This is a genomic window from Nocardia sp. NPDC019395 (assembly GCF_040632335.1).
GTDB lineage: Bacteria > Actinomycetota > Actinomycetes > Mycobacteriales > Mycobacteriaceae > Nocardia.
In genome coordinates, this window is sequence record NZ_JBEYBT010000002.1 from 109909 (window position 1) to 132090 (window position 22182).

The 22182-nt window shown below is 66.1% G+C and carries 30 protein-coding genes and 1 pseudogene; 14 read left to right on the forward strand and 17 right to left on the reverse strand.

Annotation, left to right across the window (positions count from 1 at the left end; all coding sequences use genetic code 11):
- Positions 1-115: 115 nt before the first annotated feature.
- On the reverse strand, positions 116-1246 hold the full coding sequence (locus tag ABZ827_RS09125) for an NADH:flavin oxidoreductase (protein WP_357234864.1): 1131 nt from the start codon (positions 1244-1246) through the stop codon (positions 116-118).
- A 164-nt stretch (positions 1247-1410) separates the two neighbouring features.
- Between ABZ827_RS09125 and ABZ827_RS09130 the strand changes: the two genes are divergently transcribed.
- Positions 1411-1845, forward strand: a complete 435-nt coding sequence (locus ABZ827_RS09130; RefSeq protein ID WP_357234867.1) for a DUF6069 family protein — start codon at positions 1411-1413, stop codon at positions 1843-1845.
- 110 nt (positions 1846-1955) lie between these two features.
- On the opposite strand, the gene ABZ827_RS09135 is transcribed toward ABZ827_RS09130, so the two are convergent.
- On the reverse strand, positions 1956-2384 hold the full coding sequence (locus ABZ827_RS09135) for an organic hydroperoxide resistance protein (protein WP_357234870.1): 429 nt from the start codon (positions 2382-2384) through the stop codon (positions 1956-1958).
- Between the two features lie 49 nt (positions 2385-2433).
- The gene (locus ABZ827_RS09140; protein ID WP_357234873.1) at positions 2434-3015 is read right to left on the reverse strand and encodes a hypothetical protein; all 582 of its coding nucleotides are present in this window, start codon (positions 3013-3015) and stop codon (positions 2434-2436) included.
- A 163-nt stretch (positions 3016-3178) separates the two neighbouring features.
- Between ABZ827_RS09140 and ABZ827_RS09145 the strand changes: the two genes are divergently transcribed.
- On the forward strand, positions 3179-3757 hold the full coding sequence (locus tag ABZ827_RS09145; RefSeq protein WP_357234875.1) for a TetR/AcrR family transcriptional regulator: 579 nt from the start codon (positions 3179-3181) through the stop codon (positions 3755-3757).
- A 350-nt stretch (positions 3758-4107) separates the two neighbouring features.
- The gene (locus ABZ827_RS09150; protein ID WP_357234878.1) at positions 4108-4539 is read left to right on the forward strand and encodes a DUF6069 family protein; all 432 of its coding nucleotides are present in this window, start codon (positions 4108-4110) and stop codon (positions 4537-4539) included.
- Positions 4540-4713: 174 nt separating this feature from the next.
- On the opposite strand, the gene ABZ827_RS09155 is transcribed toward ABZ827_RS09150, so the two are convergent.
- The 4 genes from ABZ827_RS09155 to ABZ827_RS09170 all read right to left on the reverse strand — a co-directional run bounded on the left by ABZ827_RS09155 (position 4714) and on the right by ABZ827_RS09170 (position 7070).
- A complete protein-coding gene (locus tag ABZ827_RS09155; RefSeq protein ID WP_357234880.1) occupies positions 4714-4839 on the reverse strand; it encodes a hypothetical protein in 126 nt (41 codons plus the stop codon).
- Between the two features lie 36 nt (positions 4840-4875).
- A complete protein-coding gene (locus ABZ827_RS09160; RefSeq protein ID WP_357234883.1) occupies positions 4876-6003 on the reverse strand; it encodes a serine hydrolase domain-containing protein in 1128 nt (375 codons plus the stop codon).
- A 5-nt stretch (positions 6004-6008) separates the two neighbouring features.
- Positions 6009-6530, reverse strand: a complete 522-nt coding sequence (locus ABZ827_RS09165; RefSeq protein WP_357234886.1) for a pyridoxamine 5'-phosphate oxidase family protein — start codon at positions 6528-6530, stop codon at positions 6009-6011.
- Between the two features lie 324 nt (positions 6531-6854).
- Positions 6855-7070: a hypothetical protein gene (locus tag ABZ827_RS09170; RefSeq protein WP_357234889.1), complete on the reverse strand. Its 216-nt coding sequence runs from the start codon at positions 7068-7070 to the stop codon at positions 6855-6857.
- Between the two features lie 47 nt (positions 7071-7117).
- Here ABZ827_RS09170 and ABZ827_RS09175 point away from each other — a divergent pair, with 47 nt between their 5' ends.
- Entirely contained in the window at positions 7118-8137 is a 1020-nt protein-coding gene (locus ABZ827_RS09175; RefSeq protein ID WP_357234892.1) for an alpha/beta hydrolase, read from the forward strand.
- Here the strand turns inward: ABZ827_RS09175 and ABZ827_RS09180 are convergent.
- Together ABZ827_RS09180 and ABZ827_RS09185 are read right to left on the reverse strand one after the other, a co-directional pair.
- Positions 8081-8482 carry a hypothetical protein gene (locus ABZ827_RS09180; RefSeq protein ID WP_357234895.1) on the reverse strand — a complete coding sequence of 134 codons (402 nt, stop codon included), beginning with the start codon at positions 8480-8482 and terminating at the stop codon, positions 8081-8083. The two genes, ABZ827_RS09175 and ABZ827_RS09180, sit on opposite strands and share 57 nt — an antisense overlap.
- A gap of 125 nt (positions 8483-8607) precedes the next feature.
- A complete protein-coding gene (locus tag ABZ827_RS09185; RefSeq protein WP_357234898.1) occupies positions 8608-9336 on the reverse strand; it encodes an SDR family NAD(P)-dependent oxidoreductase in 729 nt (242 codons plus the stop codon).
- 101 nt (positions 9337-9437) lie between these two features.
- Here ABZ827_RS09185 and ABZ827_RS09190 point away from each other — a divergent pair, with 101 nt between their 5' ends.
- Positions 9438-10280: a helix-turn-helix transcriptional regulator gene (locus ABZ827_RS09190; RefSeq protein WP_357234901.1), complete on the forward strand. Its 843-nt coding sequence runs from the start codon at positions 9438-9440 to the stop codon at positions 10278-10280.
- Positions 10281-10333: 53 nt separating this feature from the next.
- Here ABZ827_RS09190 and ABZ827_RS09195 read toward each other — a convergent pair whose 3' ends face one another.
- Positions 10334-10810, reverse strand: a complete 477-nt coding sequence (locus ABZ827_RS09195) for a helix-turn-helix transcriptional regulator (RefSeq protein WP_357235893.1) — start codon at positions 10808-10810, stop codon at positions 10334-10336.
- Between ABZ827_RS09195 and ABZ827_RS09200 the strand changes: the two genes are divergently transcribed.
- Positions 10694-11053 (forward strand): ADP-ribosylation/crystallin J1, encoded by a 360-nt coding sequence (locus ABZ827_RS09200; protein WP_357234904.1) that lies wholly within the window; start codon positions 10694-10696, stop codon positions 11051-11053. The two genes, ABZ827_RS09195 and ABZ827_RS09200, sit on opposite strands and share 117 nt — an antisense overlap.
- On the opposite strand, the gene ABZ827_RS09205 is transcribed toward ABZ827_RS09200, so the two are convergent.
- A complete protein-coding gene (locus tag ABZ827_RS09205; RefSeq protein ID WP_357234907.1) occupies positions 11011-11949 on the reverse strand; it encodes an alpha/beta hydrolase in 939 nt (312 codons plus the stop codon). The two genes, ABZ827_RS09200 and ABZ827_RS09205, sit on opposite strands and share 43 nt — an antisense overlap.
- A 112-nt stretch (positions 11950-12061) precedes the next feature.
- Here ABZ827_RS09205 and ABZ827_RS09210 point away from each other — a divergent pair, with 112 nt between their 5' ends.
- Both ABZ827_RS09210 and ABZ827_RS09215 read left to right on the forward strand, forming a co-directional pair.
- Complete coding sequence (locus ABZ827_RS09210; protein ID WP_357234910.1) at positions 12062-12958, forward strand: aminoglycoside phosphotransferase family protein; 897 nt, start codon at positions 12062-12064, stop codon at positions 12956-12958.
- A gap of 66 nt (positions 12959-13024) precedes the next feature.
- The gene (locus ABZ827_RS09215; protein WP_357234913.1) at positions 13025-13930 is read left to right on the forward strand and encodes a DUF2268 domain-containing putative Zn-dependent protease; all 906 of its coding nucleotides are present in this window, start codon (positions 13025-13027) and stop codon (positions 13928-13930) included.
- On the opposite strand, the gene ABZ827_RS09220 is transcribed toward ABZ827_RS09215, so the two are convergent.
- Positions 13912-14343: a pyridoxamine 5'-phosphate oxidase family protein gene (locus ABZ827_RS09220; protein WP_357234915.1), complete on the reverse strand. Its 432-nt coding sequence runs from the start codon at positions 14341-14343 to the stop codon at positions 13912-13914. The two genes, ABZ827_RS09215 and ABZ827_RS09220, sit on opposite strands and share 19 nt — an antisense overlap.
- Before the next feature lie 170 nt (positions 14344-14513).
- Here ABZ827_RS09220 and ABZ827_RS09225 point away from each other — a divergent pair, with 170 nt between their 5' ends.
- Entirely contained in the window at positions 14514-15080 is a 567-nt protein-coding gene (locus ABZ827_RS09225) for a dihydrofolate reductase family protein (RefSeq protein ID WP_357234917.1), read from the forward strand.
- A gap of 63 nt (positions 15081-15143) precedes the next feature.
- A complete protein-coding gene (locus tag ABZ827_RS09230; protein ID WP_357234920.1) occupies positions 15144-15749 on the forward strand; it encodes a dihydrofolate reductase family protein in 606 nt (201 codons plus the stop codon).
- 300 nt (positions 15750-16049) lie between these two features.
- Here ABZ827_RS09230 and ABZ827_RS09235 read toward each other — a convergent pair whose 3' ends face one another.
- Positions 16050-16589 (reverse strand): MarR family transcriptional regulator, encoded by a 540-nt coding sequence (locus ABZ827_RS09235; RefSeq protein WP_357234922.1) that lies wholly within the window; start codon positions 16587-16589, stop codon positions 16050-16052.
- A gap of 175 nt (positions 16590-16764) precedes the next feature.
- On the opposite strand from ABZ827_RS09235, the gene ABZ827_RS09240 reads away from it, so the two are divergent.
- Both ABZ827_RS09240 and arfB read left to right on the forward strand, forming a co-directional pair.
- The gene (locus ABZ827_RS09240; protein WP_357234924.1) at positions 16765-17655 is read left to right on the forward strand and encodes an NAD(P)-binding domain-containing protein; all 891 of its coding nucleotides are present in this window, start codon (positions 16765-16767) and stop codon (positions 17653-17655) included.
- A gap of 216 nt (positions 17656-17871) precedes the next feature.
- On the forward strand, positions 17872-18300 hold the full coding sequence (arfB, locus tag ABZ827_RS09245) for an alternative ribosome rescue aminoacyl-tRNA hydrolase ArfB (RefSeq protein WP_357234927.1): 429 nt from the start codon (positions 17872-17874) through the stop codon (positions 18298-18300).
- Here the strand turns inward: arfB and ABZ827_RS09250 are convergent.
- From ABZ827_RS09250 to ABZ827_RS09260, 3 genes are all read right to left on the reverse strand, one after another.
- Entirely contained in the window at positions 18263-18814 is a 552-nt protein-coding gene (locus tag ABZ827_RS09250; RefSeq protein WP_357234930.1) for an O-acetyl-ADP-ribose deacetylase, read from the reverse strand. The two genes, arfB and ABZ827_RS09250, sit on opposite strands and share 38 nt — an antisense overlap.
- Before the next feature lie 92 nt (positions 18815-18906).
- Complete coding sequence (locus ABZ827_RS09255; protein ID WP_357234933.1) at positions 18907-19731, reverse strand: prolyl oligopeptidase family serine peptidase; 825 nt, start codon at positions 19729-19731, stop codon at positions 18907-18909.
- A 170-nt stretch (positions 19732-19901) separates the two neighbouring features.
- The gene (locus ABZ827_RS09260; protein ID WP_357234936.1) at positions 19902-20546 is read right to left on the reverse strand and encodes a TetR/AcrR family transcriptional regulator; all 645 of its coding nucleotides are present in this window, start codon (positions 20544-20546) and stop codon (positions 19902-19904) included.
- Between the two features lie 144 nt (positions 20547-20690).
- On the opposite strand from ABZ827_RS09260, the gene ABZ827_RS09265 reads away from it, so the two are divergent.
- Entirely contained in the window at positions 20691-21470 is a 780-nt protein-coding gene (locus ABZ827_RS09265; RefSeq protein ID WP_357234939.1) for a glucose 1-dehydrogenase, read from the forward strand.
- A gap of 115 nt (positions 21471-21585) precedes the next feature.
- The gene (locus tag ABZ827_RS09270; protein ID WP_357234942.1) at positions 21586-22008 is read left to right on the forward strand and encodes a nuclear transport factor 2 family protein; all 423 of its coding nucleotides are present in this window, start codon (positions 21586-21588) and stop codon (positions 22006-22008) included.
- Here ABZ827_RS09270 and ABZ827_RS09275 read toward each other — a convergent pair.
- Positions 21971-22177 (reverse strand): annotated as a pseudogene (locus tag ABZ827_RS09275) (transposase); the annotation flags it as partial. The gene ABZ827_RS09270 and the pseudogene ABZ827_RS09275 overlap by 38 nt on opposite strands.
- Between the last annotated feature and the right edge of the window lie 5 nt (positions 22178-22182).

Sequence of the window (22182 nt, forward strand, 5' to 3'; positions counted from 1 at the left end):
GGCTGTCCGGCATCCGCAGGATCATTGTCCAGGAAGAGCGAGACCGGCCGACCCGATTCGTCCAGATCCCACTTTTCGGCACCCGGCCGCGGGTGCGGACGAGAAGGGCCGCGTCCTACGTCAACGTTCTCTGGTGTTCCTGTCGGTAGGCGATGTGCTCGTCACTTCGGCCTTCCCGTAGCTTCCGGACCCACTCCGGGTCGGCGAGCAGGGCGCGGCCGAGCGCGACGAGATCGAATTCGCCGCCCGCGTGCTGCTTCAGCAGCCGCTCGATACCGGTGACGTTCGAATCTCCCCGGCCGGTGAAGGATGTCGTGAATACCTCGTCCAGACCGACGGAGCCGACGGTGATGGTAGGCAGTCCGGTGATCTTCTTGGTCCAACCGGCCAGACCCAATTCGCCGTCTATGCCGGATAATTCGGGGAATGCCGGTTCCCAGTGCCTGCGCGTGGACGGGTGCAGAACGTCGACACCTGCTCGGACGAGCGGGGTGAGCACGCGCGCGAGTTCGTCGGGTGTGGCCGCGATACGCGCGTTGTAGTCGCTGGATTTCCACTGCGAGTAGCGATACACGATCGCCAGGTCGGGACCGACGGCTTCGCGGATCGCCGCGACGACCTCGGCGGGAAAGCGGACGCGGGCCTCGAGCGTGCCGCCGTAATCGTCGGAGCGGAGATTGGTTTTTTCCCAGAGGAATTGATCGAGTAGATAGCCGTGCGCGCCGTGCAGTTCGATACCGTCGAATCCGGTGGCCTTCGCGTTGACGGCGGCGCTGACCCAGGAGTCACGCAATGCGTCGAGGTCGGACGCGGTCAGCTCCCGGCCGTTCGCGGTGCCGTCGAGACCGAGTCCGGACGGGCTGACGGATTCCACCTCGGGATTCAGTTCCGGCTTGTCGCCGCGACTGACCCCGAGATGCCACAGCTGTGGGATGATCTGCCCACCTTCGCCGTGTACGGCGTCGACCACCGCTTTCCAGCCGGTGAGGCTCTGCTCGCCGTAGTGGCGCGGCACCGCGGTATCGGGTCCGGCGGCCGGGTCGGGGATGTATGTGCCCTCGGTGATGATCAGTCCGACACCGCCCGCGGCGCGGCGCCGGTAGTACTCGGCGACATCCGCGGTGGGGATTCCGTCCGGCGAGAACATCCGGGTCATCGGCGCCATCGCGAATCGATTGCGCAGGCGCAGCGATTTCACCTCGAAGGGTTCGAACAGGGCATCCACGGGCTGCGATGTATCGGTCACAAGCCGGTCCAACGCCGCCCGGTTCGACAGCTATTCCGTGGTGTGACGCAGTCGCGCCTGCGTCGAGTGACCTGCGACACACTGCCGTCCAACGATATTGACCTCAATATTTGTTCAGGTTTCAAGATGATCTCATTCGAACTTCACAACTTCAGGAGATCACCATGAGCACCGCGACCACCACAGCCGCCGCCCGCATCCCCGCACTGAATCGTCCCGTCGCCCTGTTCGGCGCGATCGGCGCCGCGCTCCTGGCCAATCTCGTCGTCTGGCTGATCGGTGCGGCCGCCGGTGGCACATTCGAAATGACCGACGCCGGCCAAGTACAGAGTGTCGCCCCCGGTGGAATCATCATGATGACCGTGGTTCCGATGTTCATCGGCCTCGGTGCGGCCGTACTGCTGTCCTACAAGTGGATCGGTGTGCTGCGGCTCGCCGCTGTGATCGGCTCGGTACTCGCCGTCGCCACCATCGCCATGACCGTGAGTGCCGGCTTCGACACCGCGTCCACTATCGCGCTGTCGATCACGCACCTGACGCTGGTCCCCGCGCTCGTCCTCGCGACCGAGGGCCTGCGCCGCAAGTTGATCGAAGGGTGACACGCACAGACGAGAAGGGCCTGCATCCCCTGGGATGCAGGCCCTTCTCGCGGAGGTGTCTTCGCCCGGTCCTCGCGGCGGCGCACCCCGCTGCCCGGTCCGGGCCGGTTTCAGGCGACGGTGGCGTCGACTGTGACGGGGATGTTGCCGCGGGTGGCGTTGGAGTAGGGGCATACCGCGTGAGCGGCCGCGACGAGTGAGTCGGCGCCGGCCTGGTCGATGTTGCCGAATTCCACGTGCAGTGCGGCGGCGAGGCTGAAACCGCCCTGCTCGGTGGGGTGCACGCTGACCTCGGCGACGACGGCCGAATCCGTCAGAGTGATTTTCTGGGCGGCGGCTACAGCCTTCAATGCCGAGTGGAAGCAGGATGCCCAGCCGGCGGCGAAGAGTTGCTCGGGGTTCGTCGCGCCACCCGGCCCGCCCATTTCGCGCGGTATGGCAAGAGTGACGTCGATCAGGCCGTCGTCGCTGGCTGCGCGTCCTCCGGCGCGCCCGTCCCCGGTCGAGGTCGCGATGGCGGTGTAGACGGAATCGGACATGATGATTTTCTCCTTTGTTGTGGTCGGTTTCTGATGAGCGCCGGTCATCTCATTGCGCTTCGAGCGCACGGCGGTGTAGACGGATCGCCGAGATCAGGAAGAAGATGCCGCCCAGTACCGCGTACCCGCCGACGCTGGTGAGGGACGCATTGGCCCCACCGGCCTGCAGAATGAAACCGGTGCCGGCCAAGGCGGAGATTCCGCCGCTGAGGATCATCGCCCACTGGCCACCGAGCCGGTAGCGGGAGATCGCGACGATCAACTGCACAACACCCGCGGTGACAGCCCAGAGGCCCCACACTCGGAGAACATCGGGAACGCCGGAGGTGACGGCGCCGGCCAATCCGAGCGCGGTGAGCAGACTCAGCGCCATATTGATGTACAGCAGCACCCGCTGACGTGCGGTGCCCGAGGTGCGGAAGTCGACTATGGCCGCGGCCACGTCGAACAACGGATAGATCAGCAGCAGGGCAATGGTGACCGGGGTCAGTGCCGAAGCTGTCAGCAGCATCAGGCCTGCCCAGATGACGGCGAATCCGAAGCGGGCGTAGTACAGGTTCCGCAGCCCTGCGGTGCCGCCTGTGGTTTCGGTGACGGTACCGGCCACGCCTGTGTCGATTGAACTGGACATCAGATCTCTCTTTCGATGATCGAGACGGTGGAGTCGCGAGTGTCCGAGGTAGATAGAACGATCGGTATACCTGAAGTGTCATGGGTGGCGCTCAGCTTGTCAAGACCGATCGTTCTTTCTGCTAACCTCGAATCCGAAGGCCTGAGGGATCGGAGGAAGTCGGATGTCGGAAGCGCGGGCACGACTGCTCGGCACGGCGAGTGGGCTCTTCTATTCGGAAGGGCTCCGTGCGGTGGGCATCGATCGCATCATCGCCGCCGCCGGGGTGACGCGCGCGACCCTGTACCGGCATTTCCCCGGCAAGGACGACCTTGTCGTCGCCTACCTGGAACAGATCGACGAGGCGATCCGCGCGCAGGTCGCGGCGACACGCAGCGAGAACTCGTCTGCCGTCGACGTCGTTCGAGCCGTGGGGCGCTCCATCGCCGACAGTATCCGGGCGCCCGGGTTCCGTGGATGCGCGTTCCTCAATGCGGTGGCCGAGTACCCCGACCCCGGCCATCCGGTCCATAAAGCCGTTCTCGCGCACCGGCAGTGGTTCTCGGCCACGATCACCGAGATCCTCGCCGATCTCGACGAAACCGACCCCGGGCCTGCCGCGCGGCAATTCGTGATGTTGCGCGACGGTGCGATGGCGGCCGGTTGCCTGACCGACCCGGACCCCGTCTGTGAGACGTTCCTGCTCGGAATCGAAGGACTTCTCGATATCCACCGACGTGCTCGTCGGGAACCAGGCGAATAGCCTCTCCACAGACCCGTCGAAGCCTTTTGGTGGTGTGAAGGTGGCCGACTCGAGCTCGTGCGCTACGTGGTTCGGTTCGCTGATCTTCAGGGCCACGAGATCGTCGCCGCGATCACCGGTAGTGGTGGTCGGATACCCGGCCGTATCCGGGGGCTACCGAGGATCAGTTGGGGGCGGCGGAGCAAAGGCTGATCCGGGCGCCCAGCTGAACCTGGTGGGTGGTACCCCGGACCGGATGGAGCCGTATGCTGTGTGACCTGCAACACGCTGCGGTTCAATGGGATTGACCTCAATATTCGTTGAGGCTTCAAGATGATCTCACGCGAACTTCACAACTTCAGGAGAACATCATGAGCACCGCGACCGTTACAACTGCCCGCATCCCCGCACTGAATCGTTCCGTCGCCCTCTTCGGTGCGATCGGCGCCGCTCTCCTGGCCAATATCGTCGTCTGGCTGATCGGGGCGGCCGCCGGTGGCACGTTCGAGGCGACCAACGCGGGCCAGGTGCAAAGTGTTGCCCCCGGCGGAATCATCATACTGACCGTGGTCCCGATGCTGATCGGTCTCGGTGCGGCCGTGCTGCTGTCCTATAAGTGGATCGGTGTGCTGCGGGTCGCCGCGGTGATCGGTTCGGTGCTCGCCGTAGGAACCATCGCCATGACATTGGGCGCCGATTTCGATACCGCGTCCACGATTGCGCTGTCGATCACGCACCTCACGCTGGTCCCGGCTCTCGTCATCGCCACGGAGGGGCTGCGCCGCAAGCTGATCGATGGGTGATACGTACGAACGAGAAGGGTCTGCGTCCAGGGGAGGCGGGCCCTTCCTGCCGTCGAAGAGTCGACGGCGGCGCCGTTGCCGAGGTGCTCCTCATGTCCGAGCATCGCGGGAGCGACCACCGACGCCACCGGGTTTATCGCGTGCGGTGACGGGTCAGCTCCGGCCATCGAACTCTCACCCCGCAAATACCGTGCCGAGGCGATCCGGGAACACGGCGAATACGTGATTCAGCTGGCCGGGTGACATCATCCGGTCCAGCGTGGCGGTGACGCAGCCCGCGATGAACGGCACATCGCCCACCGAGATTCCGGCGCGTTCCGCGAACTCCTTCCGATTCTAATCACCCACCCACCGGCGGTTCCCGCAGATGGGGGGCCTGCCGGAGGGGTTGATTGCGGCTTCGGTGAGATCCGCGAGTCGCTGGGCGGTGTCGAAGTGCGGGGTGAGGCGGGTCTTGGTCATGGCGAAGGAGAGGCCGGTGACGGTGTCGGCATAGACGTAGCTGCCGCCACCACCGACCCAGCCGAACGCGGTCGGCGATTCATCCGGCCGCGTACCGAGGCGGCCGAGTGGATAGCCCAGGGCCAGTCGTGCGGGGTTGCCGAAGACCTGGTCGGTGCCCTCGAAGGCCGCGGCGGTGACCTCGGCGAGCTGGTGTGCGCCGATGAGCCGGCCGTCGAGGAGCGCGGCATTCGCGGCGGCGATTCCCCGCGCGGTGAAGGTGCCGACCGAAGGGATATCCGCTTGCAGGATGTCGTGACTGTTGCCCATGGCCGCGGTCGGTTGCATTTCCCAGGGCGCGAGAACGGCATCGCTATCGGGCGGGGCGACCGGATACGGGGCGGCGTCTTCGAGTCGTGCCAGCCGGGGCAGGTCGGTTCGGGGCACACCGAAGTACAGGTCGCCGTCGAGGCTCAGGGGTGCGGCGATCCATTCGTGGAGGAGTTGCCGCATCGGTTTGCCGGTGGCCCGGCGCGCGATCTCGCCGACGAGGAAGCCGAAGGTGAACGAGTGATACCCGGTCGCGGTGCCGGGCCGCCAGAGTGGTTCGGCGGCGGCGATGGCGGTGCAGGTCCGTGGCCAGTCGGTCAGGTCGGCGGGGCCGATATCGCGGGGCATCGCCGGTACGCCGGTGGTGTGCGTGAGCACGTGTCGCAGCGTCGCGGACTCTTTACCGTGGGCACCGAACTCCGGCCACAGATCGACCACGGGGGTGTCGTATCCGACGGCGCCCGTTCCGACGAGCAGGTGCGCGATGAGCGACGTCATGGTCTTGCCGGCGGAGAAGCTGAAGAACGGTGTCTCCGGTGTCACCCGGCGCCCGGTCGTGGTGTCGGCGATCCCGGCGACGGCGTCGACAACAAGTGCGCCGTGCCGGTACACGGCAACCTGCAGGCCGGTTTCGGCGCCCGTAGCGACGAATTCATCTATGGTGCTTTGGAGCTGGTGCTGCAATGCGGGCATTGTTGTCACCGGCTCGGCCACGTGTAGCGAGTCTGGCTGGAGGCCGGTAACTTGCCGAACGCGAATCCGACAGTCGGCGCGACTCGATACAGCCGTACGCCACCGGCGATGACCGCCTCACCCAATCGATACCAGGTGCCTTCGGGATCGGTCAGATGCGTTCCGTACTTCCGCTCGAAGTCCCGGGCGGCCCGGATACGTTCGGAGCGCTCGTCCACGACGGATGCGACACCCTCGATAGCAACATCCACACCGGTCAAAGCGTTCGTTCCGGTTGTCAGCACACAGTGCGGATTGTGCTCGAGATTGAGCGCCTTACGCTCCTGACCACCCGTGGTGAAGCACATACCGCCCAGACTCCACGCCGCCAGTAACGGCGTCACATGTGGTCGCCCGTCCGGGCGCACTGTGGAAAGCCAGAACACCTCCGCCGCCCCGAGGATCGCCGACGCCGACGCCCACGGCGTCGCCCGCGCGTCCGGAGACGAGAACGGTCCCAGCTCGACATCCGGTTCACTGTCCGGCATGTCACCTCCTCACGGCCGACAAAGTCTGCCCGGCTGGCCGGCACCGGTTCGAACGGTGGCAGCAAGCCGACCTCCACGCCCTCCAGCAAGTTGGCGCGGCTACTCAGAGATGACGTGAACTCGCCGGGAAAATCATCGGTCAGCGCGGGCACCAGCTGTCACCGGCACGCCGGCCATGCGCGGAATTCCGCGGGTGGCCACCGGACCGGAGTTGCCGGCGGAATTCGGCACGTGAGCGCTGCCGGTCGAGGAGATGGCCACGTCGGCCGGAGCGAGTACCGGACCCACCATCTCCGTCTCACCGAATGGCAGAGTTTCGCTGTCTCACGGTGCGTCGGCCTCCGGCGGCGTCACCTCGATCCCGCTGCCGCGGCGCACTGTGTTGTAGATGGGGCACGTGGCGACGAAGTTGTCCACCAGTGCCCAGCCGTCCGCGTCGCCGACAGTCTCGATCCCGATCTCCAGCAGGGTGCTGCGATAGCGTGGACAGACCGCCCAGCGGCGGTACCAGCGCCCGCGACCGCGGCGCGGAACCGGCAACCGCCGGTATCTGCCCCGGGCACCCGGCCTCAGTACAGTGACTTCGTATGACCGATACCGGGCCCGAGATCACCGCCGACCCAGTCCAGGTCACTGCTGCTCCGGGATGGTTTACCGCGGCCATCGCGGAGTTACCCGAACATCGTGAGGTCGAGGTCGCCGGGGGTGCGATTCATCTGCGTTGCTGGGGCCGGGCCGGGACTCCCGGTGTGGTTCTGGTGCACGGCGGGTCGGCACATTCGGGCTGGTGGGACCACATCGCTCCGCTGCTGGCGACGACGTATCGCGTGGTGGCGCTGGATTTATCCGGCCACGGTGACAGCGTCGTGCGATCCCGATACCCGATCGACGGCTGGGCCGACGAGGTAATGGCAGCCGCGGAGGCCGGGAGGATCGCGGGGCGGCCGTATATCGTCGGGCACAGTATGGGCGGAAGGGTGACCGCTGTAGTGGGGGCCCGGTATCGGGAATCGGTCGCGGGCCTGATTATCATCGATTCACCGTTCCGTGAGCCGTCCGGAGAATCCGTCGTCGGGCAGCTTCGCCGCAAGCCGAAGACCTACCCGGCCAAAGACGAGATCTGCGGCCGATTCCGCACGGTGCCGGAACAGGCCGTCCTGCTCCCGTATGTAGCGGAGCATGTGGCCGAGGAATCAGTGCGGAACACCGGCGATGGCTGGGTCTGGAAGTTCGATCCCCAGATGTTGCGCAAGCGTCTCGAACAAGGGCGTATTCCACCTCTCGGCGAGCTCCGGGCGGTGGCGGCCCCCGTGCTCTACATCCGATGCGAGCTCGGGTTGGTGGACCGGGAGCGGGCGCTGGAGATAGCGGGATTGTTCGGACGTCCCGCTACGGTTGTCGAATTGGCCGGCGCCGGCCATCATCCGATGATGGATCAGCCCCTTCCGCTCGTCGCGACCTTACGTACAGCCCTTGCCCAGTGGGATTCCCTGTATGGGAGTGCTGCGGGTGCTTCCGATCGCGACACTGTGCCGGCCCCGGTGGCGATTTCACCGGCTTCTCGGTTGCACCCATCTGCGAATCGCGTCGATGGCGGTTTCAGGTGAGGTGTTGAAGCAGTACTTCACCCCCGGCGAGAGTTCGTTGACCACATTCACCACGCGCTCGAACAGCAGCGTGTGCTCGACGGGCACCCGTATCCCGGCGCCGATCATCACGACCGCGAAGGGCGAATCGGCAGCGCAGCCGCGCAGAGCGGTTTCCGCCGCACCAGGATCGGCCGGTAGCAGACACGACACCACATCGAAGCCCGCATCGTGCAACGCGCGATCACCCGCGGCGATCCTTGCCGTGAGTGTCTGCTCGTCCAGACCTGGTATCCGGCTGAAGTCGAGTGCGCTGGGGTGTAACCCGATCGACAATACGGTCGTCGTCCCGCTGGTTTCGTTCATTGTGTCTGTGGCCTCCTGTTTCGAAATCCAGATGGATCCGGCGGTGACCACGGTGACCAGCAGCACAAGGCCCGTCACCAACAGCCCGGTTCGCGGACCCGGTCGCCTGCCGGAGCGACTATCGGTCACCACGGTGTGCGGCCGTTGCGGTCGAAGAAACCACCGGTGGGACCGGTGGGCTCGATCTCGGCCAGTTCGACAATGGCGTCTGTCCCCTCGGTGACTGTCTGGAATCCGGTGTGGTCTGTGAGGTCGGTGGCCGTGTAACCCGGGTCGACGGCGTTGATCCGGATGTGGGGGAGGGCGAGAGCGTACTGGCTGGTGATCATGTTGAGGGCAGCTTTCGACGCCGGGTACCCGAGTGTGGGCGGCACAAGGCCGGCCGTGGCGGGGTCGGTCATAGTCGCGATAGATCCCATTCCGCTGGACACCATGACGATCCGCGGATTCTCGCCGGCCTGCAGGAGCGGCAGAAAAGCGTTCGTCACCCGGATCGTGCCGAGGACGTTGGTTTCGAACACCACCCCGACCTCGGCGGCCGGTGTCTCGGCCGGCGGGGTAGCCGGTGCGCCGACACCCGCATTGTTGACGAGGACGTCCAGATGCCGGGTGCGACTACTCACGAGCTCGACGGCTTCCTGAACTGATTCGTCGCTGGTGATGTCCATCGGTACGAATTCCGCCTCCAGGCCCTCGGCGGCCAGTTCTCGTACCGCCGCGGTGCCACGGGCGGTGTCTCGCGCGGCCAGGAACACCCGCCGGCCCATGGTCGCGAACCGTCGAACGGCTTCGCGCCCGAGTCCTTTGTTCGCGCCGGTCACCAGAACCGTCGTCGCGATCGCTGTAGTTGTCATACCCGCAGCATCGCGGTCTTCGCACCGGGTCGCCAGGACCGCTCACCCATGGGACCGGCAGTACCATTCCCGCGGCCGGAAACCCCGGGCAGGATGGAACAATGAACAGAGCCGAACTCGCGTCCGTGCTGCGTACCGCGCGCTCCCGGATCAAGCCGGAGGATGTCGGTCTGCCGTCGGGACGGCGGCGGCAGGTTCCCGGGCTCCGGCGCGAAGAGGTCGCACAGCTGGCGGGGCTCAGTGTCGACTACATCGTCCGGCTCGAACAAGGACGAGGCCCGAAACCGTCCGCGCACGTACTCGGCGCGCTGACCCGTGCTCTGCGTGTCAACGACGAAGACCGTGATCTGGTGTTCCGGCTCAGCGGCTGCGAACCGCCGCACGAGGGATACGTTCCGATGCTGGTGAGTTCCAGCGTGCTCCGGATGATGGACCGGATCCCCGGTCGCCCGATGCTGGTGCTCTCCGCGAAATCGGATGTGCTGGTATGGAATCCACTCGCCGCCGCGCTGTTCGGCGATTTCTCCGAATTGCCGCCGGTGCGCCGCAACCTGATCTGGCAGCAATTCCTCGGGGACGGCCTCGACCGGGTTGTGCGAGCGCCGGCGGAGGAAATGGATTCTGCCGCTCACTGCGTCGGTTGCCTCCGCACGGCGCAGGCCCGGTATCCCGAAGATCCGGATCTTGAACGTCTCATCGCCGAATTACGCACCGGCAGTGCACGGTTCGATGATCTGTGGCGCGCTGGGCGGTCCGGTTCGATCCGCGCCACGACCGCGACGATCGACCACCCCGAGTTCGGGCTGCTCACCCTCGACTGCGACACCTTGCTGGTGCCGGACACCGACCAGACTTTCGTCATCTACTCGGCCCCGCCGGATACTCCCGAAGCCACCGCGATGGACCTCATGCGTATCACCGGGATCGAACGATTCAGCTACTGAGCGTCCACTGCCGGTGCGGTACCGGGTGCCGGTGCGGGAGACGCACGGTGGGGTCAGCGAAGACGCCAGGACTCGACGAGTAGTGCCCGTCTAAAGGCTCGGCTGAACGAGTAGACCGAGGTGTAGCCGACCGAGCGGGCGATGGCATCGAGTGTGTCGTCGGTGTCCCGTAAGCGAATTGCGGCCGGATCCATCCGCCATCGCGTCAGGTAGTCGGCGGGCGCGGCACCGGTCACGGCGCGGAACCGCCGCGTCAGTGTGCTGCGGGAGATCGTCAGTTGCCGCCGTGGTCGGCCCTGTTTCCACCCTGGCCGTCGGAGCCACCTGAAATCCCGTGGTAGCGAATCCAGCCTGCCCGGTATGGTGCAACACCGGCGAGACGATCCGGTGAATTGAGTGTGGAGAGGTGCACGGTGGTTCAGATCGAGGAGACACCGACCACTCTGCTGTGGCGCCCGACCGGGCCGGAAGAGTTGGAACTCGTCCGGCAGTCCGGCTGGCGTGCTTGGCCACCCCGGCTTCCCGAGCAGCCGATCTTCTACCCCGTACTCAACGAGGAGTACGCGATAAAGATTGCCCGGGACTGGAACGTCCCGCACAGCGGAGTCGGCTACGTGACCCGCTTTCGAGTCGACTCGGAATTCGTCCAGCGTTACCCGGTCCAGCAAGCCGGCGGAAGAACCATCCTGGAGTTGTGGGTTCCGGCCGAGGAACTCGACGATTTCAATGCTCACCTGGTCGGTCCGATCGAGGTCGTGCACGAATTCAGGTGACCACCCAGCCAGGTGTTGATATCCGCGAGTGCGGCCCGCGCCATCGGGGTCGGGTGGCCGGTGAAACCGTGCGGTGAGCCGGGGTAGACACGGAGGTCGACGTCCGTTCCGGATGCCGACAGCCGAGCGGCCATGGCCAGGTTGTCGTGGAGCACGATATCCGCGTCGCCGACGACCATGAGGATCGGCGGCAGGCCGCGGAGCTCGGCGTAGATCGGGGAGATATCGGGGTCCGTACGGTCGGGCGCCGATCCGGCGTAGGCCTCGAGGAAGTACTCATCGGCGATCAGGCGTCCGGCCGGTGTCTGTGCGCTCAGGTCATAGGTGCCGAATTGCAGTACGGCGCATTCGAACTCGTGGATGCCCCGGTCGCGCAGGCGCAACAGCGTCGTCGTCGCGAGTGTCGCGCCGGCCGAGAATCCACCGATGGCGAGCTTCGCGGTGTGGAAGCGGTGCGCGGCGTGTTCGACGAGCCAGCGCGCGGCTGTTTCACAGTCGTCGGGGGCGGCCGGCCACGGATGTTCGGGCGCCAGCCGGTAATCCACGCTCACCACCGCGACGCCGAGTTCGTCCGTGAGCCGGCGATTGCGCAGATCGCTGCCCGCGGCCGACCCCAGGTAGAAGCCACCGCCGTGGATTTCGAGGAATACACCGTTCGCAGGCCGGTCCACGGGGGTGTGGATGCGCAACGCGACGCTGCGTCCGTCCACGGTGACGACTTCTTCGACAGCCGGCGGATCCACCGGGGCAGGATCGGGGGTACCGGCCCGGACTGCGCCGAGCTCTGCCGGACCGTTCGGTCCACGTCCGGCCGGGCGGTTTTCGTAGAAGGTGTACGACTCGGCGACGAATTGCCACAGACGAGGGTCGATCAGGTGGGTCAGCCCGAGTTGCATGGACACCCAGGGTACGGACTCAGTTCAGCGTCGCGGTGAAACCCGGCACCGCGCACAGATCTCCGGTCCACCGGCGCTACCTCGGGACAGGTGATCGGTACAGTGACTTCGTATGACCGCCGCCGAGGCCGAGATCACCGCAGACCTGGTCCGCGACCTGCTGCAGGAGCAACAACCAGACCTCGCGGGGCTGACCATCCGCGAGGTGGCGGGCGGCTGGGGCAACCAGATGTGGCGCCTCGGGGACGAGTTGGCGGTACGCATGCAGCGTATGGACCCCACCCCGGAGCTCCAGCTGAAGGAGCGACGGTGGCTGCCTGTGCTGGCCCCGCGCCTGCCGCTACCGGTGCCGACTCCCGTGCGATTCGGGGAGCCGTCCGAGCGCTTCCCCAAGCACTGGACCGTAATGACGTGGGTGCCCGGCGAACCGCTGGACCACGGCACGATCAGCCGCGGCGCACATGCGGCCGACACTCTGGCGGGTTTCCTCCGGGCGCTTCATGTGGCGGCGCCCGCCGAAGCGCCGATCGCTACGGACCGCGGCGCCCACCCCCGGGACTGTGCGGACGGGTTCGAGAACTTCTTCCAGGCCGTCGCTCCTGACGATATCGCTGCCGACATCCGGGCCGTCTGGAACGACGCCGTCGAAGCCGACGCGTGGGAGGGCCCACCGGTGTGGGTGCACGGCGACCTCCATCCCGCGAACGTCGTCGTCTCGGACGGGACGCTTTCGGGCATCGTCGACTTCGGTGACCTGTTCGCCGGCGATCCGGCGTGGGACCTCGCCGCCGCATGGGTGCTGCTGCCCGCGGGCACGGCCGCACGGTTCTTCGACATGTACGCGCGAGCAGACGAGGCGGCGATCCGGCGCGCCCGCGGGCTGGCCGCTATGAAGAGCCTGTTCCTGATGCTCATGGGACAGAACGGAGATCGGCGCCTCCCCGGCGGGAAACCACACTGGGGACCTGCGGGCCGGGCAGCACTCGAGCGTGTTCTGAAGGGCATGTGACGCACGAAGAGTTCGTAGCCGACACATCTTGCACCTCACGCTACGTCAGGGTTTACCGTCGGGCCGATGACGATCACTGTTCTCGACTCCTACTCGACTATGAAGCAAATCCTGCAGGTGCCGGTGACCGATCGGGAAGGCATGCTGCGGGCGATGCTCGAACCGACGACCGGGATGTACCGGTACTTCCCGGGAGAGGTCGACCTGGTGGCGTTCCACCGGCAGTCGGCCGGGTTCCCGCTCGACCGCGACGAACAGCGTTGCCTCGACGCCCTCGAAACGCTCGCGGCGGCCGATGCCTGGACGCGCATGCAGCGGGCGTTCGACGACGCGGCGGACGTATTGCTCGGCGCGACACCGGGATTCCGGGCGCCGGACATCACCGTGCTCCTTGTACTCGGCGATCCGGGCGATGCCAACTTCAGGGGCCCGAGCCTGGGCGTCACCGGCTTCGGCGGTATCTCCGGCTACATCACGATCACCTTGTGGCCCTACCCGGAGAACGTGGAGCGTCTGGAATGCACCGCGGTGCACGAACTCCACCACAACCTGCGCTACAGCCCCGGCGGTGTGGTGTGGGATCCGATGACGGTCACCGTCGGTGAGCATGTGGTGGGCGAGGGTTTGGCCGACGCCTTCGCCCGCGAACTCTATGGTGACGACCTCGGCTACGCCCGCCTCGGCGTGCCGACCCTGCACGACGACGAGTCGTTCATGAAAGTTGTTTCCGGGCTGGGTATCACCGGAATGCAGAACTTCACGGCCTGGGTACTCGGCGACTCCATCGCCGAGCACCTGGGCGTGACCCCGGTGGGATTGCCGACGGGAGCAGGGTATTCCGCCGGCAACAGATTGGTCGACGCCTACCTCGCGGCGACGGGTAAGTCCGCGGCCCAGGCTCTGCACACCGACAGCGCGGAAGTAATCGCCACCGCGCTCGCAGCGAGGTCTGGTCAGAAGTCGCCCGAGTAGTCCTGGCTGATCCAGCGGTCGGGGCGGATGGTGAACAGAACCGATTGGCTGCCGTCCATCTGATCGGCGAACGCGCGTCCGGCTTCGGGACCGAGATAGCGGACGGCGATGGCTTCCCGCGCTTCACGAGGAGACGGGGTCTGGGCATCGACGACGGTGCCTTCGACGATGACGTATTGATACGGCAGCTCTTCGCGCTGAACGACCAAGGTCACCGCGCCGGCTTCCTGGATGAGCCTGGCCTTGCGCCGGTTCGCGCCGGTGTTGATCCTGATATCGCCGCCCGGGGTGTAGTCGTACCAGATCGGGACCGAGGCAGGCGGCCGTCCATCGGTCGCCGCGACCGACAGCACCGCAATATGCTTGCCCGCGAGGAATTCATGGCGGCCGGCTTCGGTGAAGGGTTTCGGCATACAGCATGTAACCGGCCGGTCGGTGGTTCTCTTCCCACTGGACAACGACTGTCAGTGGGTGGGGGAGCCCGGTGGACCATCGACCAGTGAGGGCGCCCCGGTCGCGATTATCGGGCGATATCTCGTGTGGCGTCGCGATGAGTTTCGCCCTCCGGTGCAGTCTGATCTGTATGGGCAGACTCATCTATGGCTTCAACGTATCGGTGGACGGGTACATCGCCGACGCGCAAGGCAATATCGACTGGAGCGATCCGAGCGAAGAACTGCACCAGTACTGGAACGACTTCGAGCGGGAGACGGCCCTGTCGTTCTACGGGCGGCGGCTCTACGAACTGATGTCCACATACTGGCCGACCGCTGACAAAGCCCCGGACGCCACCCCCATGATCGTCGACTACGCCCGCGTCTGGCGCGATATGCCCAAGGTGGTGTTCTCACGGACCTTGGAATCGGTCGACTGGAACTCCCGCCTGGAACGTGGCGACCCGGTCGAGGTGGTGCGGAAGCTGAAAGCCGAAACCGACGGCAGGCTGGAGGTGGCCGGCGCGACGCTGGCCGCGCCGATCGTGCGGGCCGGGCTGGTGGACGAGTTCCGGCTCGTGGTCGCGCCCACTGCCGTGGGCGGCGGCACCCCGTTCTTCCCGGCGCTGCCGTCATGGATCTCGCTGCGACTGTTGGAGAACCGCACCTTCCCGGGCGGTACGGTCCTGCTGCGCTACGAGGCGAAACGCGACTGATACCGATGAGTTTGTGGTTCCCGGCCGGTCGAAGCTCGTGACACCCTAGGAAAGGACACCGCAATGTCGGAGCTTCTCGTCGACTTCATCACCTCTCTCGACGGCTACGCATCGGGTGAGGGATGGCCCGGGTTCTGGGGCCTCGAGGGTCCGGAGTACCTCGCGTGGCTCGGCGAGCAGCCCGAGGTCACCCACCTGATGGGAGCGAACACCTACCGCTTGATGTCGGGCTTCGCCGCCGGCGAGGTCCCGGGTGGCCAAGACGAGTTCAGGCCCGAAGAAGAGGCGTCCGTCGATGAACTCACGCAAGCGTCCAAGGTGGTGTTCTCCTCCTCGCTCGAGGAGCCACTGGGGTGGGCCAACTCCACGCTGGTCCGCGATGACGCCGTCGGGGCGGTTCGCGCCATGAAGTCGAGTGGCTCGGGGCTCCTCAGCACGATCGGCAGCCTCAGCCTGAGCCGGTCCCTGCTACGAGCCGGACTCGTCGACCGCTTCCGGGTCGTGATGTTCCCGGTGATCACCGGGGCCACGGGCGCGGAACGCATCTACGACGGCTACCCGGACGTCGCCCTAGAGATGATCGAACACCGCACCTTCGACGGCCGCATCCAGCTGGTCGAGTACAAGCCCCGCGTGCTCGAGCACCCGCCGCTCGGCACCCCTGAGTGACGTCGCCCCGTCTGCCGGTCGGTCGCCTGTTGCCCCGGCGCAAGCGCAAGTCGAAGGCCGTCGAGACCGGACCGTTGTGCCAGTGCGCCACGGTCGGCATCGGCTCGCCATCGAAACCGATGCGGGCCAGGTAGGCGTCCGGGTCCGGTTCGTCGCCGCCCCAGCAGTACGACGGATCCGTCGCAGTATTCATGGATTTGTCGATTTCTTATCGCTTCTGCCGCGGGATTACCGGCCGGGCCAGATGTGGTCCGGCATTCGGCGTAACAGGCTGCGCTGGGTGCTGCTGATTCGGCGGGTTCAGGAATCGCCGGTAGGTTTGCTGGTGGCCCGGTCCCGGTCCAGTCGGTCGCCGAAGTGCTCGAGCAGGCGACGGAGTTCGCCGATGAAGCGCTGATAGTCGGCGTCGTCGTAGTCCGGAAGAAGCCGGGCCTCGTTTGCCAGGTGGAGTTGGAAGACTCGGTCGATCACGTCTATGCCGTGTGTCGTCAGGCGTACCCGGACGGAGCGTCGATCGTGGGGGTTGCGAACGCGTTCGACAAGGCCTTTGGCTTCCATCCGGTCGATGCGATTGGTGACTGTGCCGGAGGTGATCATGGCGGATTCGTGCAGGGCTCCGGGGGTCAGTTCGTAGGGTGCGCCGGAGCGGCGCAGGGTGGTGAGCACATCGAATTCCCACGTCTCCAGGCCGTGTTCGGCGTAGAAGTCCTTCAGTGCACGGCTGAGGATGTGTGACAGTCGCTGCACTCGCCCCACAATCGCCACCGGCCACAGCTCCTCGGCGAGCTCTGGTGCTTCCCGGCGCCAAAGATCCATGATCACGTCAACGGTGTCGGCCACGTCGCCCCTTTGCCTTGATATCAAAATACTTGACATCAACAATATTGCTCTGCTTGTATCTCGATGTCAAGATTTTTGGATGAAGGTGGCCGGCGGCTCGGCCGCACGTCCGAACCTGTCCTTCGGCATTTCGTGCCATACCGAGACGAAGGCGTCCCCCGAAAGGAACTCGACTATGACGACGACATCCGCTGGCGAACTGCCGACCCCGGTCACTGTGCTCGGCCTCGGCAATATGGGATCCGCGATCGCGCAGGTCTTCCTGGATCGCGGTCACCCCACCACAGTGTGGAACCGCAGTTCCGCCAAGACAGGACCCTTGGCCGAGGCGGGAGCGGTGGCGGCACCGACGGCTGCCGCGGCAGTCGAGGCGAGTCCCTTGATTGTGCTATGTGTCCTCGACTACGAAGCGGTGGAGGACGTGCTGGCGGAGGTCGGGTCTGCGATCTCGGGCCGAGTGCTGGTGAATGTCACCAGCGGCTCCCCGAGCCGGGCCCGCGCCGTGCAGCGATGGGCGGATGAGCGCGGCGCGCAATACCTGGACGGAGGAGTGATGGGGGATCCGCCCGACCTGGGTTCGGAACATGTGATGTTTCCCTTCAGCGGCTCCCGTGCGGCATTCGATGCACACGAGCAAACACTTCGGGAGTTGGGAACTCCCACCTATTACGGTGCCGATGCCGGGCTGGCGTCGGTCGAATTCATGGCCCAGGTGGCGGTCGCCTATGAACTGCTCATCGGCTTCCTGCACACGCTCCGGCTGGTGCAGAAGGAAGGAGTCGACCCAGCAGAGTTCGCCGCGCGCATGGCCGGATCCCTCGCGGCCTACCCGCCCCTGCTGACAGCCATCGGTGCGGCCGTCCGTGACGGTGCGTACCCGCCGGACCTCGGACCGTTGTCAGTGCAGTCCGCGCTGATGGGCGACCTCGTCGAGCACCGGATATCCCACGGAGTGGACACGGTGCGGATGCGTGAGGTGAAGGAGCTGATGGAGCAGCGCGTCGCCGATGGCCACGGTGACGAGGGCTTCTCCAGTCTGTTCGAACTACTGGGCAAGCGACGGTGAGCGGCGCCTGCTCGCGGTTGGCCGGGTGAGGTCGGCCGGCACGAAACCCGGGCATACCGAGGTCACCTTGATATCGGAGGCGCTCAGTTTCTTCGACAGGGGCGATCGTGACGGCGTCGAGTCCGCTTTCGAGCTCTGGTAAGCAGGTGAACGACAAGGTCACCATTCAGCCGATTGGGATAGTGGACTCGCGAATCGGAAAGGCGGCGTCGGATCATGGCAGAAGACCTGACCGTGTCTCGGACGCTGGTGATACCCGCATCCGAGTTACGCGAGCGGTTCTCACGCTCGTCCGGCCCGGGCGGGCAGCACGTCAACACCACAGACAGCCGGGTCGAGCTGTCGTTCGACCTCGCCAACTCGCCCTCCGTGCCGGAGTGGCTGCGCACCCGGATGCTCGATCGCCTGGCCACCCGCCTGGTCGACGGGGTGCTCACGATCGCCGCTTCGGAGCACCGCGCACAGCTGCAGAACCGCGCAGCCGCCCGCGAACGCCTGGCCTCTTTACTGCGTGACGCCGCTGCCGCCCCTCCACCCGTTCGCCGCGCCACCAAGCCCTCGCGCGGCGCGAAGGAACGTCGTATCGCCGCGAAGAAGCGGCGCGGCATCACCAAGCGAAACCGCCGCGCCTCTCCCGACGACTAGGTGTGTTTTCCAGTGCTACGGCAAAGGCCGCATGTGCTCGCTCGTCGAACAGCACGAACCGCACGTATTCGACGGCCGTTTCGGTGGCACCCACCGTCTCGACGGCAATTCGGGCACCGTCGTCCATCGGCCAGCCGAAGATGCCGGTGGAGATCGCGGGGAAGGCGACAGTCTCGGCGCCCAGTTCGGCTGCCACGCGCAGGGATTCGCTGTAGCAGGAGGCGAGCAACGCCGAGCGGTCCTCGGTGGCCGACCATACCGGGCCCACGGTGTGGATCACCCAGCGCGCGGGCAGTCGTCCCGCGGTCGTCGCTACCGCCTGTCCGGTCGGCAGCCCCTTGCCGAGGTGTGCGGCGCGCAGGTCTCGGCACTCCGACAGGATCTCGGGCCCGCCCTTGCGGTGAATGGCGCCGTCGACGCCACCGCCACCGAGCAATGAGGAATTCGCGGCGTTGACCACCGCGTCGACCTGCTGTTCGGTGATGTCCCCGCGCACTGCCTCGATTCGCGTCATCGGCCCATTGTGCTGGCGTGACCCGATCGCGACGCCATCGGATATGCGACATACCGATCAGCATCCAGGTCGGTGCGGCACACCAGCGGCAGCTAGGAGATGAGCTGCCGGCGAAACCACCGCGTCAGGATGTCGTCGACCGCCTTCGCTTCAGTGCGCTGTGGCGCCGGTTCGAGACCCGGTTCGTCGGCCAGCGGGTGCGCGAGATTCGGCACGGAGACCAATTCGGCGTTGTCCGGCTGTGCACAGCGGTGCTTCAGAGTATCGACCAGTGCGGCCGCGTCGGCGCGAAGGTCCGGGTGATCCTCTTCCCCGCTCACGACCAGCAGCGGCGGCGCAACGGTGAGTTCGGCGGCCCGGGCCACGAAGTCCAGTCTGTCTGCGACACGCTCGGCTTCGGCCGTCCATTCGTACGGATGACCGGCGATGCCCTCGGTCAGCGGGACCACCGAGCGGATACGGACGGCCGGGTTCACGAGCGCGACGTGCCGGATCGGGATCGACTCTGCGCACAGCACTCGAAGCGCGACGGTGCCGCCGAGCGAGGCGCCGAGAATGCTGACCGGCCCCTCGGCGACCGGAAGCTGATCGCGGAGTGCTGCCAGGGCTGCCGGGAACTCGTCGGCGGCCTGCTGCGCGAACGGTGCGAGGTACGCGAGTAAGGAGTCCTGGCGGATGAGTTCGAGCACGGCGTCGACGCGGCCGTCGACCATCCGGGCGCCACACATCGGCATGCCCAAGTGGACCCGCCAGGCCGGCACCCCGGCCATCGGCAGGGCCGCGGCGAACGCTGAATCGGTGCGCGGCGCATCCAGCATGTGCCAGGTCACGATCAGTGGCGCCGGAGCGTCCACCCTGCCGGCGGGTGGCAGTGCCGTGTAGGGGACGCCGGCAGCGGTCCCAGTGATCGTCTCCATCACGCTCCTTGTTTCGCGTAGCGATCACAATGCACCTCGATCGGCCGGTGTGGCCGGATCCTTTCGCAATCTGAACGCCCACCCTCGGCCACGGTATCGGACTACTGGGGGATCGCCGCGCCGGAGCGGCTCTGAGCGCAAAGATTTGACTCTGCTGCGGTTGGCGGGACTCAGTAGTCGGTGGACGCCCCTGGTGCAGTCGCAGAGTATCGGGCGGCGATGGTGCGGACGGCCTCGTCGACTACCTGAGCGACGCGTTCGGCGCTCACCTCCCAGCCCGGCACCAAGAGTGTCGGCCAGAAGACGTAGTTGGAGATCATGCCCAGGAACTGGGTGGCCGCGAGGTCCACGTCCTCGATCCGCACCGTTCCTGCCTCGTGCTCGGCCAGGAGGTAGTTGCGCACGGACTCGAAGTAGGGCATCTTCCCCTGCGAGAACTGCGCATGGGCCAGCTCGGGGAAGCGCGGGAGCTCGGCGATGACGATCCGGAACAGGTCGGTCATCTGGGGACGGCCCAGCAGCTCGGCGTAACGGCGGCCGATGATGCCGAGCCCGTCGACGATGTTGCCTGCCGGTGGAGGATCCTCCTCGTCGGCGGTCGACCAGGACTCGGTGACGATGGCGTCGAACAGGGCAGCTTTGCTCGGAAACTGTTTGAACAAGGTGGCCCGCGAAACGCCCGAGCTCTCTGCGATCCGCGCCAGCGACGTCCTGTCGTAGCCCAATTCGAGAAACAGTGCGGTCGCGGCCGTCACGATCAGCGCGCGCTTCTCCTGGGCGACACGCTGGTGATACGTCGTCACGACCCTGTCCATGGGCCAAGCATACGAGGTGAGTGGCTTGACTCACCACTGCCGCCGACCTAGTGTCAGGAGGATGGTGAGTCGATCGACTCACCACTGGCCGCCGTTCATCACTGGTGATCCCGGTCATCCACCCCCGCACCGAAGGAACACCTGATGCCCCGCTTCGACAACCAGACCGTGCTCGTGACCGGTGGGACCGGCGGCCAGGGCTCGAGCCATGTGCGCGCCTTTCACGCGGAGGGGGCGAACGTGGTGATCGGAGGCACCGACGCCGAACGTGGCGCCGCCCTCGCCGACGAACTCGGAACCCGTGCTCGCTTCACCCGCCTCGACGTCAGGGACGAAAGCTCGTGGTCCGCCGCTGTGCAAGCCGCCGAAAGCGTCTTCGGTGCCCTGAACGTGCTCGTCAACAACGCGGGCGTGCAAAACCCGCCCGCGACAATCGAAAACACCGACCACGCCACGTGGTCGCGCATCCTCGACGTCAACCTCACCGGGACTTTCCTCGGCATCAAGGTCGCCGCCCCCGCTCTGCGCCGCGCGGCAGGGGGAACCATCATCAACATCGCCTCGACCATGGGCCTGGGCGGCACGGCTCAGTACGCGCCGTACGTCGCCAGCAAGTGGGCCGTACGGGGCCTCACTCGAACGGCAGCCCTCGAACTCGGCCGCGACAACATCCGGGTGAACACCATCCACCCCGGCGTAATAGCGACCCCCTTCATCCACGAACCGGCAGCGGGCGCCACCGCGGCAATCGCGGACTTCTACTCACCCGCGCCGTTCGCCATCCCCCGGCTCGGGGAGCCGACCGACGTCACCCGGCTTCTCCTGTTCCTCACCTCCTCGGAGGCGTCTTTCATCACGGGGTCGGAGTACGTCATCGACGGCGGACTCCTTCTCGGCCCCGCCCTTCAAGCCGAGGCCGCATGAGCACCGTCGACGCTACGACTAGGGCATGTCTCCCAAAAGCTGCAGCCACTTGACCAGCCTTCGAGCCAGCCATGACCACCGGCGCAGGACGCCGCGTCTCGAAATGAGGTTGACCATGAACCAACTCGCCGATCGTGCCGCCATCCACGATCTCAACGCCCGTTACGCGATCGCCTTCGACGGCTTCCAGTTGGACGAGTCGTCCGGTTGCTGGGCCGAGGACGGCGTCCTCGATGAACGTGAGACCGGCCTCGGCCTGTTCCGAGGGCGCGAAACAATCCGCGAATTCTTCCGCGACGAACTCTTCGCTCATGCCCGCCACGTCATCCACGTCATGTTCAATCACCTGATAACCGACATCGAGGACGACCGCGCGGCGGGGAGCGTCTTCTGCGTCGTGGAAGTAGTGACCACGGATGGCGACTACATCCGCTCCCACGTCGCGTACGAGGACGAGTACGTTCGCGTAGACGGACAGTGGAAGTTCGGAAGCCGCGTCATCAAGCCGTCCTTCCCGGGCGTGCCCTCACGACCCTAGGTTCTGTCTCCAATGATCTGAGCCATTCGACGATCAGCGCCATGACCACTCCGGCGCGGTAGCAGCAGGCGAGTTTGTCGTAGCGGGTAGCGACCGCGCGCCAATGTTTGACCTTGTTGAAGGCGCGTTCGATGACATTGCGCCGCTTGTAGGCGTCCCGGTCGGAGTTCGGCG